The 15,280-nt window shown below is 62.9% G+C and carries 17 protein-coding genes; 13 read left to right on the top strand and 4 right to left on the bottom strand.

Annotation, left to right across the window (positions count from 1 at the left end; genetic code table 11):
• Positions 1–30: 30 nt before the first annotated feature.
• Positions 31–570 carry a thiamine phosphate synthase gene (locus tag ACS0VV_RS13140; protein WP_483533141.1) on the bottom strand — a complete coding sequence of 180 codons (540 nt, stop codon included), beginning with the start codon at positions 568–570 and terminating at the stop codon, positions 31–33.
• A 20-nt stretch (positions 571–590) separates the two neighbouring features.
• Between ACS0VV_RS13140 and ACS0VV_RS13135 the strand changes: the two genes are divergently transcribed.
• The 3 genes from ACS0VV_RS13135 to ACS0VV_RS13125 all read left to right on the top strand — a co-directional run bounded on the left by ACS0VV_RS13135 (position 591) and on the right by ACS0VV_RS13125 (position 2,230).
• Positions 591–1,256 carry a YggS family pyridoxal phosphate-dependent enzyme gene (locus tag ACS0VV_RS13135; RefSeq protein WP_483533140.1) on the top strand — a complete coding sequence of 222 codons (666 nt, stop codon included), beginning with the start codon at positions 591–593 and terminating at the stop codon, positions 1,254–1,256.
• A gap of 37 nt (positions 1,257–1,293) precedes the next feature.
• On the top strand, positions 1,294–1,788 hold the full coding sequence (locus ACS0VV_RS13130; RefSeq protein ID WP_483533139.1) for a hypothetical protein: 495 nt from the start codon (positions 1,294–1,296) through the stop codon (positions 1,786–1,788).
• Positions 1,789–1,903: 115 nt separating this feature from the next.
• On the top strand, positions 1,904–2,230 hold the full coding sequence (locus ACS0VV_RS13125) for a PilZ domain-containing protein (RefSeq protein WP_483533554.1): 327 nt from the start codon (positions 1,904–1,906) through the stop codon (positions 2,228–2,230).
• A gap of 10 nt (positions 2,231–2,240) precedes the next feature.
• On the opposite strand, the gene ACS0VV_RS13120 is transcribed toward ACS0VV_RS13125, so the two are convergent.
• Complete coding sequence (locus tag ACS0VV_RS13120) at positions 2,241–5,009, bottom strand: [protein-PII] uridylyltransferase (protein ID WP_483533138.1); 2,769 nt, start codon at positions 5,007–5,009, stop codon at positions 2,241–2,243.
• Between the two features lie 152 nt (positions 5,010–5,161).
• On the opposite strand from ACS0VV_RS13120, the gene lgt reads away from it, so the two are divergent.
• Both lgt and ACS0VV_RS13110 read left to right on the top strand, forming a co-directional pair.
• Complete coding sequence (gene lgt / locus ACS0VV_RS13115) at positions 5,162–6,088, top strand: prolipoprotein diacylglyceryl transferase (protein WP_483533137.1); 927 nt, start codon at positions 5,162–5,164, stop codon at positions 6,086–6,088.
• On the top strand, positions 6,085–7,167 hold the full coding sequence (locus tag ACS0VV_RS13110; RefSeq protein ID WP_483533136.1) for a class I SAM-dependent methyltransferase: 1,083 nt from the start codon (positions 6,085–6,087) through the stop codon (positions 7,165–7,167). The genes lgt and ACS0VV_RS13110 overlap by 4 nt, the downstream gene beginning before the upstream one ends.
• Here ACS0VV_RS13110 and ACS0VV_RS13105 read toward each other — a convergent pair.
• Positions 7,164–8,729 carry a sensor histidine kinase gene (locus ACS0VV_RS13105; protein WP_483533135.1) on the bottom strand — a complete coding sequence of 522 codons (1,566 nt, stop codon included), beginning with the start codon at positions 8,727–8,729 and terminating at the stop codon, positions 7,164–7,166. The two genes, ACS0VV_RS13110 and ACS0VV_RS13105, sit on opposite strands and share 4 nt — an antisense overlap.
• A gap of 88 nt (positions 8,730–8,817) precedes the next feature.
• Between ACS0VV_RS13105 and ACS0VV_RS13100 the strand changes: the two genes are divergently transcribed.
• The 8 genes from ACS0VV_RS13100 to ACS0VV_RS13065 all read left to right on the top strand — a co-directional run bounded on the left by ACS0VV_RS13100 (position 8,818) and on the right by ACS0VV_RS13065 (position 14,533).
• On the top strand, positions 8,818–9,984 hold the full coding sequence (locus ACS0VV_RS13100) for an isovaleryl-CoA dehydrogenase (protein WP_483533134.1): 1,167 nt from the start codon (positions 8,818–8,820) through the stop codon (positions 9,982–9,984).
• On the top strand, positions 9,981–10,286 hold the full coding sequence (locus ACS0VV_RS13095) for an alkylphosphonate utilization protein (RefSeq protein WP_483533133.1): 306 nt from the start codon (positions 9,981–9,983) through the stop codon (positions 10,284–10,286). The genes ACS0VV_RS13100 and ACS0VV_RS13095 overlap by 4 nt, the downstream gene beginning before the upstream one ends.
• Before the next feature lie 129 nt (positions 10,287–10,415).
• Positions 10,416–12,017: a carboxyl transferase domain-containing protein gene (locus ACS0VV_RS13090; protein ID WP_483533132.1), complete on the top strand. Its 1,602-nt coding sequence runs from the start codon at positions 10,416–10,418 to the stop codon at positions 12,015–12,017.
• Between the two features lie 189 nt (positions 12,018–12,206).
• Entirely contained in the window at positions 12,207–12,530 is a 324-nt protein-coding gene (locus tag ACS0VV_RS13085) for an endonuclease domain-containing protein (protein ID WP_483533553.1), read from the top strand.
• Positions 12,527–12,805 (top strand): hypothetical protein, encoded by a 279-nt coding sequence (locus tag ACS0VV_RS13080; RefSeq protein ID WP_483533131.1) that lies wholly within the window; start codon positions 12,527–12,529, stop codon positions 12,803–12,805. Before ACS0VV_RS13085 ends, ACS0VV_RS13080 begins: the two co-directional genes overlap by 4 nt.
• The gene (locus ACS0VV_RS13075) at positions 12,802–13,104 is read left to right on the top strand and encodes a DUF3088 family protein (RefSeq protein ID WP_483533130.1); all 303 of its coding nucleotides are present in this window, start codon (positions 12,802–12,804) and stop codon (positions 13,102–13,104) included. Before ACS0VV_RS13080 ends, ACS0VV_RS13075 begins: the two co-directional genes overlap by 4 nt.
• A 24-nt stretch (positions 13,105–13,128) precedes the next feature.
• Positions 13,129–13,746, top strand: coding sequence for a 1-acyl-sn-glycerol-3-phosphate acyltransferase (locus ACS0VV_RS13070; RefSeq protein ID WP_483533129.1), 618 nt, complete (start codon positions 13,129–13,131; stop codon positions 13,744–13,746).
• Entirely contained in the window at positions 13,739–14,533 is a 795-nt protein-coding gene (locus tag ACS0VV_RS13065) for a DUF1295 domain-containing protein (protein WP_483533128.1), read from the top strand. Before ACS0VV_RS13070 ends, ACS0VV_RS13065 begins: the two co-directional genes overlap by 8 nt.
• Here the strand turns inward: ACS0VV_RS13065 and ACS0VV_RS13060 are convergent.
• Complete coding sequence (locus tag ACS0VV_RS13060) at positions 14,530–15,255, bottom strand: M50 family metallopeptidase (protein WP_483533127.1); 726 nt, start codon at positions 15,253–15,255, stop codon at positions 14,530–14,532. The two genes, ACS0VV_RS13065 and ACS0VV_RS13060, sit on opposite strands and share 4 nt — an antisense overlap.
• Between the last annotated feature and the right edge of the window lie 25 nt (positions 15,256–15,280).

The raw sequence follows: 15,280 nt of genomic DNA, 5'->3' as shown, positions 1-15,280 counted from the left end.
GTCTTCGTGCTCTTTGTGTGAACGAAAAACTCACCCGAACGCATCTATCCCGGCCCAACGTTCCCAACCAAGACGCCGCGCGCGTCTGTCGTCCATCCCCCCCAGCGCAATCACCGGCACAAGCGAATGCTTCGCCAATTGCAAAAACCGCTGCCGGCCCAGCACTTTGCCGCCGGGATGCGAGCGGGTGGGGAAGACGGGCGAAAGCATCACCGCATTCGCGCCCGTCCGGTTCGCCTGCGCAATCTCGCGCATAGTGTGGGCAGTGGCGATGTGGATGAGGTGGCGGCGGCGGGGGTAGAGCGACAAGGGCGCGCCATAAATTCCGTCCGCGCCCCATTCGCGCGCCGTCAATGCGCTATCGGAGAGGATCACGAGATGTCCCTGCGCCCGCGCGATCCGTTGGAGGGTGCGGAAGCGGGCATAGCGCTCGACCGGCGGCAAGTGGTAATGCCGGAACACGAAACCCAGCGGCTCTGCGAAAGAGCGCAGGCTCTGTTCGATCACATGGTCGTTGCGCGCGTCGGACAAGAGCCAGAGATCGGGCAGAGAGGGCTGGATTGCGGCCATGGGCAGGCTATAGCGCGGGCATGACCGATAGCGCCACTCGCCTTTCCGCCGTCCACGCCGAAATCGCCCAAACGTGCAAAATCGCGCGCCGCGAGGTGGACGATGTGACGCTGATCGCGGTGAGCAAGACGCATCCGGCAGAGGAGATCACTCCGCTCATCGCCGCCGGGCAGCGCGTGTTCGGCGAGAACCGCGTGCAGGAAGCGCAAGAGAAATGGCCGGAATTGCGCGAGCAAACACCCGATCTGGAACTGCATCTGGTGGGCCAGCTGCAATCGAACAAGGCAGACGAAGCGGTCGCGCTGTTCGATTGCATCCACTCGCTCGACCGGCCTTCGCTGGTGACGGCGCTCGCCAAGGCCTTCGACAAGGCCGGCCGGCAAGTGCCCTGCTTCGTGCAGGTCAATATCGGCGCGGAGGAGCAGAAAGGCGGCTGCGCGATTGCCGAGCTGCCCGCGCTGCTTTCCCAAGCGCGCGATGCCGACATCCCGCTGGCCGGCCTGATGTGCGTGCCGCCTTTCGGTATCGAGCCTGCCCCCTATTTCGCGCTGATGGCAAAGCTCGCCGACGATCACGGGCTGGAGGGGCGCAGCATGGGTATGAGCAGCGATTTCGCCACCGCGATCATGCTCGGCGCAACGCATATCCGCGTGGGCACGGCTCTGTTTGGCGAGCGGGGTGCTTGACGCGTCGCGCGTCGCGCCGCACTTTGCGGGCAACTCTATGACAAAGGCATTTTCCATGCGCATTGCCCCGCTCTTGCTGGCTCCCGCCCTCGCAATTTTCGCCACTCCTGCCGCGGCCCAGGATAGCGCCAACCCCTACGCCGCCTGCGCTGCCATTGCCGACAATGCACAGCGCCTCGCCTGTTTCGATGCGACCTATGCCGAGCAGGTTGTGGTGATCGCCGAACGCGAGGAGGCCGTAGCGGCCGAGCGCGAGGAAGTGTTCGGCTTCCGTGAGCAGGACGATGTGATCGAACGCCAGCCGGAAGCAGCGGTGCTGACCGTCACTGTGCAGGAAATTCTGCAAGGCAATCGCCGTTCGCAGGTGCTGTTGATGGATAACGGCCAGCTCTGGCGCGAGATCGACGGCGGAACGCTCCGCAACCGTGTGCGCGAAGGTTGGACCGGGACGATCACCCGTCACTGGAGCGGAGCCTATGAAATCCGCTTCGAAGGCCGTTCGGGCTATCTGCGCGTCGCGCGGATGCGATAGGATGGCGCTGCGCGGGAATTTTTGCCTGTTGTAAAACCATTCCTTAACCTGCGAAGATGTAAAACGCCGTTGTAACGCTGCTTTTTGTGACATTGCATAGTTAACAGGTGGTTTGATGTATCCCGCACGGCAGACAGGCGAAATCTCCGAACGCGCAAGCGCCGACCGGCGTCATGAGCGTGAACGTGTAGAGATCAATTGCGAAATCCGCGTCGGCACCAAAGCCTGGCGCAAGGCGCAGATTGCCGATCTGACACCCGAAGGTTTTCAGGTGAAGATATTCGATATGCCGCCGCGCGGCACCGCGCTGTTTGTGCGCTTTGCTGGTATCCAGATGCTCAATGCAGAGGTGTGCTGGGCGCGCGCGGATACGGCAGGTTGCCGCTTCGTGGTGCCGATCAGCCAATACGTGTTCGATCACATCATCGCGACGGCCCGCTGAGCCGTCCATTTCACGCGGCAGCTTCGGCCATTTCGCGTTCACCCGCCGCAATAGCGGACAGCAGCGCCTGCTCCACCCGCTCCAGCCGCTCCTCTGATGTCAGCTTAAGGCCCAACAGGTCGGTCACGTAAAACGTATCGACCGCGCGCTCGCCATAATGGGTGATATGCGCCGAATTGATCAGCAGGCTCTCTTCGAACATCGCCCGCGTCAGCCGGTTGAGCAGGGCAGGGCGGTCGGTAGCGTTGACTTCGATCACGGTGAAGCGGTTCGACGCCTGATTGTCGAATGACACGTCGGCGGCGACACGGAAACTTTCCGCGCGCATCTGTTTCAGCGGCCGCTTGGCGAGGCTGGGCACCATATCGATCTTTCCGGCAAGCCCGTCTTCGATCGCTTTTTTGAGGCGCAGCAGCTGGCCCGGTTCGCTGAAAGGGCGGCCCAGCGGGTCTTGCACGAGAAAATTGTCGAGCGCCTTGCCCACACGGTTGGTGTGGATGCGCGCGTCGATGATATTGCCGCCTGCCAGATGGATCGCGCCGGCAATGCGGAAGAACAGGCCGGGGTGATCGTCGCTGATAACGGTGACCAGCGTCGCGCCGAATTCGGGGTAGAATTCGGTATGGATCGATAGCGAGTGGCTGCCCGCGAGCGCGGCGGCATAATGCGGCAGATTGATCGCGATGACGTCCTCGGGCTCGGCAATCCAGTAGGTATCGCCGAAGACTTCGGAAAGCTCCCCGACCAGAGCGGCCCGCTCGCCCAGCAACTCGGCCACACGCGCCTTCTTGGCAGCCACGCGCTCGGCCCGTCCATGCGATTTGTGGCCCAGCCGCAGCCGCTCCTGCGCGGCGTCGAACAGGTCGGCGAGCAATTGCCGTTTCCAGCTGTTCCAGATGCCGGGGCCGACCGCACGGATATCGACGATGGTGAGCACCGTCAGCAGCCGCAGCCGTTCAAGGCTCTGCACCTCGCCGACGAAATCGATAATCGTTTTGGGATCGGCGAGGTCGCGCTTGAACGCGGTCGCACTCATCAGCAGGTGATAGCGCACCAGCCAGGCGACCAGTTCGGTTTCCTTCTCGTCGAGCCCCAGCCGCGGGCACAGCTTGCGCGCGACATCGGCGCCCAGCACCGAATGGTCCCCGCCGCGTCCCTTGGCGATATCGTGCAGCAGCACCGCGACATAGAGCACACGCCGGTTAGCGAGTTGCGGGAGGATAGCGCTGGCGAGCGGATGATCCTCGACCAGCTCGCCGCGCTCGATACCGCTCAGCAGGCCGATGGCGCGGATCGTATGTTCATCCACCGTATAGTGGTGATACATATCGTATTGCATCTGTGCGTTGACCTTGCCGAAATCGGGCACGAAACGCCCAAACACGCCCGCCTCGTTCATCCAGCGCAGCACGTTTTCGGGATCGCGGCGGCCCGCCAGCACATCGAGGAACAACGCGTTGGCGCGCGCATCGCGGCGGATTTCCGGCGTGATCAGCGCCCCGTCGCGGCGAGCCATACGGATGGTGCCGGGATGCACTTCCAGCCCTTCGCGCTCGGCGATCGCGAACACTTCGACCAGCCGCACCGGATCCTTACGGAACCAGTCATCGACCGGTGCGGCAATCTTGCCGCCAGCGACAAGATAGCCATCGACCGTGCGCGTCCGCCCTTTGCGCATGGTGGAAAAGAAATCCGACACGCGGCTTTTCTGCGCGGTCTGCTCCTCCAGCTGGGCGAGGAACACGCCGGTCAAATGCCCGACCTGCTTGGCTTGCAGAAAATACATCTGCATGAAGCGTTCGACCGCGCTTTTGCCTGGCCGGTCGGCATAGTTCATGCGGGCGGCAACTTCGCGTTGCAGATCGAAGGTCAACCGGTCTTCGCCGCGGCGGGCGATGGTGTGCAAATGCGCGCGCACCGCAAGGAAAAAGGTCTCAGCACGGCGGAAGGTGCGGTATTCCTTCTCGGTGAACAGTCCCTTTCCCACGAGCTCCGCCGCGCTGGAGACACGGTAGACATATTTGCCGATCCAGTAGAGCGTTTGCAGATCGCGCAGGCCGCCTTTGCCTTCCTTGATATTGGGTTCGACCACGTAACGCGAATCCCCCATACGGTGGTGGCGGGCATTGCGTTCTTCCAGTTTCTCCTCGACAAAGCTGCGCTGCGAGCCGGGGACGACCTCGTTCCAGAATTGCGCGCTGGCAGCGTCGTAAACTGCCTGATCGCCCCAAAGAAACCGGGCTTCGAGCAGCGCGGTGCGGATCGTGAGGTCGGCCTTTGCCATCCGCGCGGCCTCGGCCAGCGAGCGGGTCGAATGGCCGACCTGCAAATTGAGATCCCACAGGTAATAGAGGATCGCCTCGACCACCTGTTCGCACCAGCTCGTCGGCTTGTCCGGAGTGATGAACGCCAGATCGACATCGGAGTGGGGCGCCATTTCGCCGCGCCCGTAACCGCCCACGGCGAGCAACGCGATACGCTCCCCGCTCGACCGGTTGCCGACCGGGTAAACGTCATCCACCACATGATCGTGGATGATACGGATCAGCTGGTCGATCAGGAACGCCTGCCCATGCGCGTGTTCGTGTCCGGCACCGGGCCGCTTGGCGAGCCGGTTACGCAGCACTTCGCGCCCCTGTTCCAGCGCTTCCTTCAATGCCGCAACAATAGCGCGCCGACCTGCCTGCGCCCCTTCGGCCTCAACGATCTCTGCAATCCGCAGGGCGAGCCCGCGCCGGTCGATGATCTTTCGCTGCTTGGGGATGCGGGGTAACGTCACAATGGAGCAGATAAGCGAGCCATAGCGGCGATGCAAAGCCGTTCTGCGGGATGACGGGGCAAAGCAAGGCTTTAACCTTGCGGTGCTCTATGCCAAAGCACTGCCCGAGACAGGCCGCACGCGGTCGCCATGCCATAGGGCTTGATAAGACAATGCTCGAATTTCTCGCCGCCGCGCCAGCGGATGTCATCCAGTTCAAGGATCTGGGCCTCAGCCCGCATATCGATCTGGGTTTCTTCCAGCTGAAATATTATTCGCTCGCCTATCTGATCGGGCTGATTTTCGCCTATTGGCACCTGTCGAAGATGATCAAGGCACCCGGCGCGCCGATGGGGCAGGTTCATGTCGATGACCTGTTTTTCTATTGCACGCTGGGCGTGATCCTTGGCGGGCGGCTGGGCTATGCCACTTTCTACGACCCAACGCTGTGGACCACATTCGAGCCGAACACTTTGATCAGCTGGCGCGTGCTGCGTTTGTGGGATGGCGGTATGAGCTTTCACGGCGGGCTGATCGGCGTGGTCGCGGCGATCGGCTGGGTGAGCTGGCGCGGCGGATTGCCGTTCATCCGTGTGTGCGATTACATCGCGGTCAATGTCGGGCTGGGAATGCTGCTCGGGCGGCTCGCCAATTTCGTCAATGGCGAGCTGTGGGGCCGCGAAGCCGGCGAAGGTGCGCTGATCCGCATGGTTTTTGACAAGGATCCGGCCCAGCTCGCCCGCCATCCCAGCCAGCTGTATCAGGCCTTTGGCGAGGGATTTGTCATACTGGTCGTGATGCTGTGCCTGTTCTGGCTTACCCGCGCACGGTTCCGCACCGGATTGCTGGTGGGTATCTTCACCACGATGATGGGCGCGGCGCGGATCATCAACGAGATATTCCGCCAGCCCGACCGCGATCTGCAATGGGTGTATGACCAGACCGGCCTGTCGATGGGCCAATGGCTCAGCGTGCCGCTGGTGGTCTTGGGCCTCGGAATTATCGCCTGGTCGTTAACCCGGCCTGCACTCGCCTCTGGCAAAAAGCCGGCGAAGGCCGGCGCCGATAGTGGCGAGGTGAACGAAGCGGGGGCTGCTTGAACGATTTCCGGGATGAACTGGCCAAGCGCGATCTGGGCGACACGTTCCGGCGGCTGATCAGCGCTACCGGGCCGATCAGCCTCGCGCATTTCATGGGCGAATCGAACCAGCGTTACTATGCCGACAAGCGCCCGATTGGCGGGCGCGGGGGCGACTTCATTACCGCGCCCGAAGTGAGCCAGATGTTCGGCGAACTGATCGGGCTGTGGATGGCCGATATGTGGATTCGCGCGGGGCGCACGGAGCCTGTCCATTATGTCGAGCTCGGCCCCGGCAAGGGCACTTTGGCGAGCGACGCGCTGCGGGCGATGAAACGCTATGGCCTCGTGCCCAAAGTGCATCTGGTGGAAACCTCGCGCCGGATGCGCGATGCGCAGATCAAGGCGGTTCCCGAAGCGATGCACCACCACGATCTCTCGCGCATTCCCACCGCCGGGCCGATCCTGCTGGTGGCGAACGAGTTTCTCGACGCGCTGCCGGTGCGGCAATTGGTCAAGACCGAAGAGGGCTGGCGCGAAGTCATGATCGATGTCGATCCTGCTGGCGCGTTTGTCGAAGTGCCGGGACGGCAGCACATGGATTCCGCTGTTCCTGAAGCGCGCCGCGACGCGCCGCTTGGCACGGTGATCGAGACCAGCCCCGCCTCCGCCACGATAATGTTCGAAGTCGCCGGGCGGCTGAAGGAGCAGGACGGTGCGGCGCTGTTTATCGATTACGGCTATGCCGACGGACGTTCGGGCTCGACCATCCAGGCGGTGAGCGGGCACCAGAAGGTTGGCGTTTTCGATAAGCCGGGCGAGGTCGATCTCTCCGCCCATGTCGATTTCGCGCAGATGGAGCAGGTCGCGCTGTCGCGCGGCGCGCGGGTGCTGGGCACGGTGACGCAAGGCCAGTGGCTCAATGCTTTGGGTATTGCCCAGCGCGCCGACGCGCTCGCCGAATTCGCGCCGCAGCACCGCGAGGCGCTGATGCGGGCGAAGGAACGGCTGACCGCTCCCGAGCAGATGGGCGAACTGTTCAAGGTGATGGGCCTGGTTGCGCCCGGCTGGCCCGACGGCCCCGGCTTTGCCAAAGATTAGGCGCTGAGCGCTGCCTTCGCGATCAGAATCGTGGCGACCAACCCGCTGGGCGCAAACTCGCGTTGCCAGCTGCCTTGCAATTGCCCTTTGACACTCATCTCGACCAGTCGCGAGCCGAAGCCGGTCTGGCGCGGTTCGCTGGCGGGCGGCCCGCCGATTTCGCTCCACACCAGCGAAAGATGCGCGCCGGCATCGGCAATATCCAGCGTGACATAACCATTCTCTGCCGAAAGCGCGCCATATTTGGCCGAATTGGTCGCCAGTTCGTGGAACACCAGCGATAGCGGCAGGATGGCGCGCGAGGACATAAGGCAATCCCAACCGCTGATGCGCACGCGCGGTGCATCGCCTGCGCCGCGATAGGGCGCGAACAGTGCCTCCAGCACGCCGTGCAGACTCTCCTGTGCTGCCCCGCCCCCCGGATTGACGAAGTCATGCGCCCGGCCAAGCGCCCGCAGCGCACCGATCAGATCATCGGCGAATGGCTGGTGTTCCGGCGCCCGGCGGGCCTTCAGCGAGGCGAGCCCGATTATGACTGCAAAGATGTTCTTGATCCGGTGCGACAATTCGTGCGCCAATGTTTCGCGCTCTTCGAGCACGCGGCGTTCCTCGTCGATATCGGTGATCGTGCCAAACCAGCGGATCGAATGCTCGTCCTCTTGTTTTACCGGCACCGCGAGCGAAAGCACCCAACGCCACTTTCCGCTGGCCTGCTTCATGCGGTATTCGGCCTTGAACTCCTCCCCGTCGGCAACTGCCTGGTGCCAGTCGGCATAAACAGCGACTTGATCTTCCGGGTGAATATACTGTCGCCATTCTTCCGCGATACGCGGCGGCGGGCTGCCAATCCATTCTTCCCAGCGCGAATTGAAGTAATCGTAATTACCCTCATTGTCCGCCGACCAGGCGATTTGCGGCACGCTGTCGATCAGCCGCTTCAACCGCGCTTCGCGATCGGCAATCGTGCGCTTTGCCGCCAGCCCTTCACGCATGGCATTCATCCGCCGCATAACCGCCTGCGCTAGCACCGCCAGCCCGTCGCGCTGCAAGGCGGTGAGGCCAGTGGGTCGCGCCTCGCTATCGAGCACGCAAAGAGCGCCCAACGGGGCGCCTTCATGAGAGATCAGCGGATGCCCGGCATAGAAGCGCAGATGCGTCGGACCGGTCACCAGCGTGTTATCGGCAAAGCGCGGATCGGCAGTGGCATCGGTCACTTCGAATACCGTGTCTGCCAGCATCGCATGGGCGCAAAAGGAGACGTTGCGCGCCGTCTCGCGGTCGTCCGACCCGCTGCCGACAAGGAAACGCTGCCTCTGCTCTTCGACCAGCGTGACATGGGCGCGCGGGACATCGCAGAGCCTGGCCGCAAAATCGGCAATCGCCTGCAATTCCGGATCGTCTTCCAGCGCGTCAGGCGCAAAGCATTCGACAATGCGCAGCCGTTCGGACTCGTCCGGAATGTCGGCATGGGGCGACGGCGCGCGCGGCGCTGCGGGCGAATCGTTGAAGTTCAGATGGTTACTCCTGCGCGTGTGGAGTAGGCTTTGCAGCCAAAATTGCAAGCGAAGCGGTACGGCGGTAACATCTGCAACCAGTTTCCCTTTGTCTGGCGACTTGCTAAGTGCCTGCGCAAAGACGAAGGATATTCCCATGCGCGCCACTCCCGATTTCGATTTCGGCCTGACCGAAGAAGCCCAGATGATCCGCGACAGCGTTGCCCGCTTCGCCGATGAACGCATCGCGCCGCTGGCCGCCGCGATCGATGCCGAAGACCGCTTCCCCATCGAACTCTGGCCCGAAATGGGCGAGCTGGGCCTCCACGGCATGACGGTGAGCGAGGAAGACGGCGGCACCGGCCTCGGCTATCTTGAACACACCATCGCCATCGAGGAAGTGAGCCGCGCGAGCGCATCGGTCGGCCTCTCCTACGGGGCGCATTCGAACCTCTGCGTCAACCAGATCGCGCGCTGGGGCAATGCCGAGCAGAAAGCGAAATACCTCCCCGGCCTGATTTCGGGTGAGCATGTCGGCAGCCTCGCCATGAGCGAACCGGGCGCGGGCAGCGATGTGGTGAGCATGAAGCTGAAGGCCGACGCTGTGCAGGGCGGCTATCTGCTCAACGGCACCAAGTTCTGGATCACCAACGGCCATTATGCGGAAACGCTGGTGGTCTACGCCAAGACCGATCCGGCGGGCGGCTCCAAGGGCATCACCGCTTTCCTGATCGAAAAGGATATGCCGGGCTTCTCCTGCGGGCAGAAGATCGAGAAGATGGGCATGAAGGGCAGCCCCACCAGCGAACTGGTGTTCGAAGACTGCCATGTGCCCGAAGAAAACGTGCTCGGCGAAGTCGGCAAGGGTGCCGCCGTGCTGATGAGCGGCCTCGATTACGAGCGCGTGGTGCTCTCGGGCGTGCAGCTCGGCATCATGCAGGCCTGCCTCGACACGGTGATCCCTTACGTGCGCGAGCGCAGCCAATTCGGACGCGCTATCGGCAGCTTCCAGCTGATCCAGGCCAAGGTCGCCGATATGTATGTCGCGCTGCAATCGGCGCGCGCTTACACCTATGCGGTGGCCAAGGCGTGCGACAAGGGCCAGACGACGCGCTTCGATGCGGCGGGCACGATCCTGCTGGCGAGCGAAAACGCCTTCCGCGTGGCGGGCGAGGCGATCCAGGCACTGGGCGGCGCAGGCTACACCACCGACTGGCCGGTGGAACGCTATCTGCGCGATGCCAAACTGCTCGATATCGGCGCGGGGACGAACGAGATCCGGCGGATGCTGATCGGCCGGGAGCTGATTGGGGCGACGGGGTGAGCACCGACGAAGACTACGTGTACGACGAGGACAGCGGCGAATGGCTCCCCGCGTCCGACCTCGCCGCCAAGCAGGCCGATGCCGAGCGGGTGGAAGTGCGCGATGCGGTGGGCAATGTGCTCGCCGATGGCGATGCGGTGACTTTGATCAAAGACTTGGAGGTCAAGGGCGCGGGCCAGACGCTAAAACAAGGCACGCTGATCAAATCGATCCGCCTGACCGGCGACGCGCAGGAGATCGATTGCAAATATCCCGGCATCAAAGGCTTGGTGCTGCGGGCCGAGTTTGTGCGCAAGCGGTGAGGGTGGGGCGGGTCGTCGCCATCCCGTCACCCTGAACTTGTTTCAGGGTCTATTTCGGCTATTCGCAACGAGGCACGAAATTCTGCGATGGATGCTGAAACAAGTTCAGCATGACGTTAGGACAAAGGTATGACCGCCCCTACTCTCACCACCAAACTCGACCGCGAGAGCGCCGACGCCAAGGCCCGTTTCGCGCATAACAAGGCGCTCGCCGAAGAGCTTCGCGCCAAGGTGGCCGAGGCGGCGCTGGGCGGGCCGGAGCGGCATCGGGAGAAGCACGTTGCGCGGGGCAAGCTGCTGCCGCGTGAGCGGGTGGAGCGGCTGCTTGATCCGGGCTCGCCTTTCCTCGAGATCGGCCAGCTCGCGGCGAACGGGATGTATACGGGCGACGTCAATGGCGCTTCGATGATCGCCGGTATCGGGCGTGTCAGCGGTCGGCAGGTGATGATTGCTTGCAATGATCCCACGGTGAAGGGCGGCTCCTACTATCCGATGACGGTCAAGAAGCATCTGCGCGCGCAGGAGATTGCGCAGGCGAACCGGCTGCCCTGCATCTACCTCGTCGATAGCGGCGGCGCGAACCTGCCGTTCCAGGCCGAAGTCTTCCCCGACCGTGACCATTTCGGGCGGATTTTCTACAACCAGGCGCAGATGAGCAGCATGGGCATTCCGCAGATCGCCTGCGTGATGGGCAGCTGCACCGCGGGCGGCGCCTATGTCCCTGCAATGTCCGACGAAAGCGTGATCGTGCGCGAGCAGGGGACGATCTTCCTCGCCGGACCGCCTTTGGTGAAAGCCGCGACAGGCGAGGAAATCAGCGCCGAGGATCTGGGCGGCGGCGCGCTGCATGCGAAGAAATCCGGCGTGGTCGATCACCTCGCCGAAAATGACGAGCATGCGCTCACCATCGTCCGCGATATCGTGTCCCATCTGGGAAATTCCACAAAGGCTCAAGTCCACTTGAGGGAGCCTCGAGCGCCCAAATTCGATGCCGACGATCTCTACGCACTCATCCCCGAAGATGTGCGCGCGCCCTATGATGTGCATGAGGTGATCGCGCGGCTGGTCGATGCTTCAGAGTTCCACGAGTTCAAGCGCGATTACGGCGCCACGCTGGTCTGCGGTTTTGCGCATATCTGGGGGATGCCGGTGGCGATCCTCGCCAATAACGGCGTGCTGTTCAGCGAAAGCGCGCAAAAGGGCGCGCATTTCATCGAGCTTGCTTGCCAGCGCGGCATTCCGCTGCTGTTCCTGCAGAACATCTCCGGCTTTATGGTCGGCGGGAAATATGAGGCGGAAGGCATCGCCAAGCACGGCGCGAAGCTGGTGACGGCGGTGGCGACCGCGCAGGTGCCCAAACTCACCGTGGTGATCGGCGGCAGCTTCGGCGCGGGCAATTACGGGATGTGCGGGCGGGCTTATAGCCCACGCTTCCTGTGGACATGGCCCAATGCGCGCATTTCGGTGATGGGCGGCGAACAGGCCGCGAGTGTGCTCGCCACCGTCCACCGCGATGCCGACAGCTGGACGGAGGAACAGGCGGAAGAATTCAAGGCCCCGATCCGCCAGAAATACGAGGACGAAGGCAACCCCTATTACGCCACTGCGCGGCTGTGGGATGACGGCGTGATCGACCCGGTGCAGACGCGCGATGTGCTCGGACTATCGCTCGCCGCCTGTCTGGAGGCGCCGATACCGGTGACGCCGAGGTTCGGCGTGTTCAGGATGTGAAGGATCCTCCCCGGAACGGGGAGGTGGCAGCCGCAGGCTGACGGAGGGGCCGCAAGGGAAGTCAAATTGAACGACGATCGGAACGAAACGCCGCGACCCCTCCACCGCTCTTCGAGCGGTCCCCCTCCCCGTTCCGGGGAGGATCGCGGGCGGCTGCGGCATCGCACGGTTGGAGCGCCCGCGCCGACGGTGAAGCGTGCCCGCCATTTGCGCAAAAATATGACCCTGCCCGAAGTGTTGCTGTGGAAAGAACTCAAGGGCAAGAAACCCAAATTCCGCAAGCAATATCCCAGTGGCGACTACGTGGTCGATTTCGCCTGCACCGCCGCGCGGCTGTTTGTCGAGATCGACGGGAAAGCGCACGATATGGGCGAGAATCCGCAGCGCGATATGGAGCGCCAGAATATTCTCGAAGGCAAGGGTTGGAGCGTGCTGTGTATTCCGGCAAGTGATGTATTGGCCGATCCGGCTGCGATCGCCGAAAGTCTGTTGAGGAAAGCCTCCGATCAATGACCGACGACAATCTCCTGATCGTTCCCGTCCCCGCGCTGGTCGCGGTGCTGCTTTCCAAGGAGCGCGATAAAGGCTCGCCGCTAACCGAAGAGGAAGTCCTGGGCATTCGTGACGGCGCCGCGTGTATCGTAATGACGCACGAGCAATATGCAGCGGTCGCGACTGAGCGTGGCTATGACGATCTCGACCCCGAAAATGTGTGGGATGAATGGCAAGTCACGCGCCGCGACATAGCTGTCGCCCGGAAACTGGGTGTCGGAGACTTTCAGGGATGACCAAAGACACCCTCTTCATCCTCGACCGCAGCTATACTGACGACGCAGGCGAGGAATTCTATTGCCGCGATTGTATCGAAGTTGACGGGCTGCTCGCGATGTTCCCCGAGCTTGCAGCCAAGCTTCATATCGTCCGCGTCCCGTGGGCGAAACCGCGCACTGCGGTGGTCGAAGCCTTGGGTGAGGACAACCAGAATTGCCCCGCGCTCGCCTTTGCCGAAGGGGGCTTTGTCAACACGCAGGACGCGCTGCTTGCAGCCCTCAACCAAAGGCACGGCTTTCCAATCCGCTCGTCTTAGGGCAGACAGACTTCCACAGTCCGCATGAGCAAGCCCACACTCCTTTCCCGCATCGTCTGGCGCATCCTTCGCGGGCTTTACCGCTGGAAGGGGTTCAAGCTCAGTGGCGGTGCGCCCGACATTCCGAAATATATCCTGATCGGCGCGCCGCACACCACCAATTGGGATTTCATCTTCTTCGCCGGAGCGGTGCGCGAACTCGGGATAAAGCCCAATTTCGTGGGCAAGCACACTTTGTTCAAATGGCCGATGACGCGCTTCATGTATGACATGGGCGGCATTCCGGTCGACCGGCGGACGAAGGGCAATTACGTCCAGTCCGTGATCGAAGCGATTGGCGCGGCGGACGACATAGCGCTGGTGGTTGCGCCCGAAGGCAGCCGGACGTCTGACGGGCGCTGGCGCAGCGGGTTTTACCACATCGCCCACGGCGCAGGCATTCCGATCGTCCCTGCTTGGGTGAACCACGCAACGAAGCGCGGGGGGCTGGGCGAACCGCTCTATCCCACCGGCGACTTCCACGCCGATCTCGCCAAGCTGGCGGCCTTCTATCAGGAGCACCGCCCCGATTGCGACCGCTTCGATATGCTGATGAAGCAAGCGAAAGGCGAAGTCGAAGGATTGGGGCGCAAGAGTGGCTGAGGCGCTGCTCGCCAATGCAGCGCTGCTGCTGGGTGCAGCGATCATTTTCTGGCTGATCTCGCTCGCCATTGACAAGGTGAGCTTTGTCGACAGCGTCTGGGGCGGCGCGATGGCAGGACTGGCGCTCGCCAGTTTCCTCCAGCTTGCCGAGCGCGGGTCTGCCGCATGGGCGATCATGCTGATGGCGGTGCTGTGGGGCGTGCGGCTTTTCGTGCACCTCTTTCAGCGTTTCCTCAGCCACGGCGAGGACAAGCGGTACGATAACATGCTCGGCGATGCGCGGGAGCGCGGGCGCTGGGGCATCACCGTGCTGTGGAAAGTGTGGCTCTTACAATCGGTGCTGCTTTTCACGGTGAGCAGTCCCGCGCAGGTCGGCATTCTGGCGGCAGGCGGGCAGGCGCTGCCAATGCTGGCCTATGCCGGAATTGCACTATGGGCGCTCGGAATGTTTTTCGAGGTCGTGGGCGACTGGCAACTCGCCCGCTTCAAGGCCGATCCTGCCAATAAGGGCAAGGTGATGACGGGCGGCCTGTGGCGCTACACCCGCCATCCCAATTATTTCGGCGATGCCTGCGTGTGGTGGGGGATCTGGTTGGCGGCGATGGCGGTTGCGCCCGCTGCGGTGATCTGGACCTTGCCGGGGCCGGTCTTCCTCACTTTCACGCTCGTCAAATGGTCGGGCGCGGCGCTGACCGAGAAGGGGATGCGCGACAGATATGGCGAGGAATTTGCGCGCTACGTAGAGCGGACGAGCAGCTTCATCCCGATGCCGCCGAAGCGCGCCTAACCCTCGCGGTTGAGCGCGTATTTGAGGCTCGCGCCGATCATTAGTCCCGACACGCCCACGATCAGCGCTGCCCACAGCCAGTGCGGCAGGAAGAGCGCGTCCTCGATCGCGCCGGTGTCTGATGGCATCATCCGTCCGCCGACATAGGCGCTTTCGCTGAACAGATAGTCCCAGTCGCGGAACATACTCATCGCGCCCAGCACGCCGAGGAATTGCAGGCTGAACTGCTTGAGCCAGTCCGCGCCGCGCCACGCGATATAGCCGAGCGCACCGGCGAGCAGCGGGAGGACGATCCAGCCCGTCAGGCTGCGCACCCAGACCAGCACCGATATCGCCATCACGCCCGCCAGCACCAGCAGCGCGGGTTGCCAGTATTTCTCCCGCGCGCTGGCGAGGATCAACGCCGATCCTGCCATCACCGGACCGATGGGCCCGCCAGCCGCAATCAGCGCGCTCGAAAGCGCACCCGGCGCGCCATAAAAGGCGCTCTCGGCATAGCCTGATCCATCGGCGTAAATCACCAGCTGTTCAAACCCGTGGCCGAACAGCAGCGCGGCGAGACCGTGGCCCATCTCGTGAAACCAGGTGGTGAGAATGGTGAAGGGGTAGATCAGATAGGCGCCGAACGGGATGCCCGGCAGCACCAGCAGCAGCACGGCGGCGATAATCAGCCTGCCGACTTTCTCTTCCTGGCTTCCGGGGCGCACGCGATAGGCTGTCATGCCGCCTATATCGGCGCGGGGAGGG

It is taken from the genome of Aurantiacibacter sp. KMU-128 (assembly GCF_056933515.1).
This window is presented reverse-complemented; position numbering and strand designations above follow the sequence as displayed.

What these genes read in the sequence shown, in the direction of transcription:
- ACS0VV_RS13140 (WP_483533141.1), bottom strand. Translation starts at nt 570, where the DNA reads ATGGCCGCAATCCAGCCCTCTCTGCCCGATCTCTGGCTCTTGTCCGAC.
- ACS0VV_RS13135 (WP_483533140.1), top strand. Translation starts at nt 591, where the DNA reads ATGACCGATAGCGCCACTCGCCTTTCCGCCGTCCACGCCGAAATCGCC.
- ACS0VV_RS13130 (WP_483533139.1), top strand. Translation starts at nt 1,294, where the DNA reads ATGACAAAGGCATTTTCCATGCGCATTGCCCCGCTCTTGCTGGCTCCC.
- ACS0VV_RS13125 (WP_483533554.1), top strand. Translation starts at nt 1,904, where the DNA reads ATGTATCCCGCACGGCAGACAGGCGAAATCTCCGAACGCGCAAGCGCC.
- lgt (WP_483533137.1), top strand. Translation starts at nt 5,162, where the DNA reads ATGCTCGAATTTCTCGCCGCCGCGCCAGCGGATGTCATCCAGTTCAAG.
- ACS0VV_RS13100 (WP_483533134.1), top strand. Translation starts at nt 8,818, where the DNA reads ATGCGCGCCACTCCCGATTTCGATTTCGGCCTGACCGAAGAAGCCCAG.
- ACS0VV_RS13090 (WP_483533132.1), top strand. Translation starts at nt 10,416, where the DNA reads ATGACCGCCCCTACTCTCACCACCAAACTCGACCGCGAGAGCGCCGAC.
- ACS0VV_RS13080 (WP_483533131.1), top strand. Translation starts at nt 12,527, where the DNA reads ATGACCGACGACAATCTCCTGATCGTTCCCGTCCCCGCGCTGGTCGCG.
- ACS0VV_RS13075 (WP_483533130.1), top strand. Translation starts at nt 12,802, where the DNA reads ATGACCAAAGACACCCTCTTCATCCTCGACCGCAGCTATACTGACGAC.
- ACS0VV_RS13070 (WP_483533129.1), top strand. Translation starts at nt 13,129, where the DNA reads ATGAGCAAGCCCACACTCCTTTCCCGCATCGTCTGGCGCATCCTTCGC.
- ACS0VV_RS13060 (WP_483533127.1), bottom strand. Translation starts at nt 15,255, where the DNA reads ATGACAGCCTATCGCGTGCGCCCCGGAAGCCAGGAAGAGAAAGTCGGC.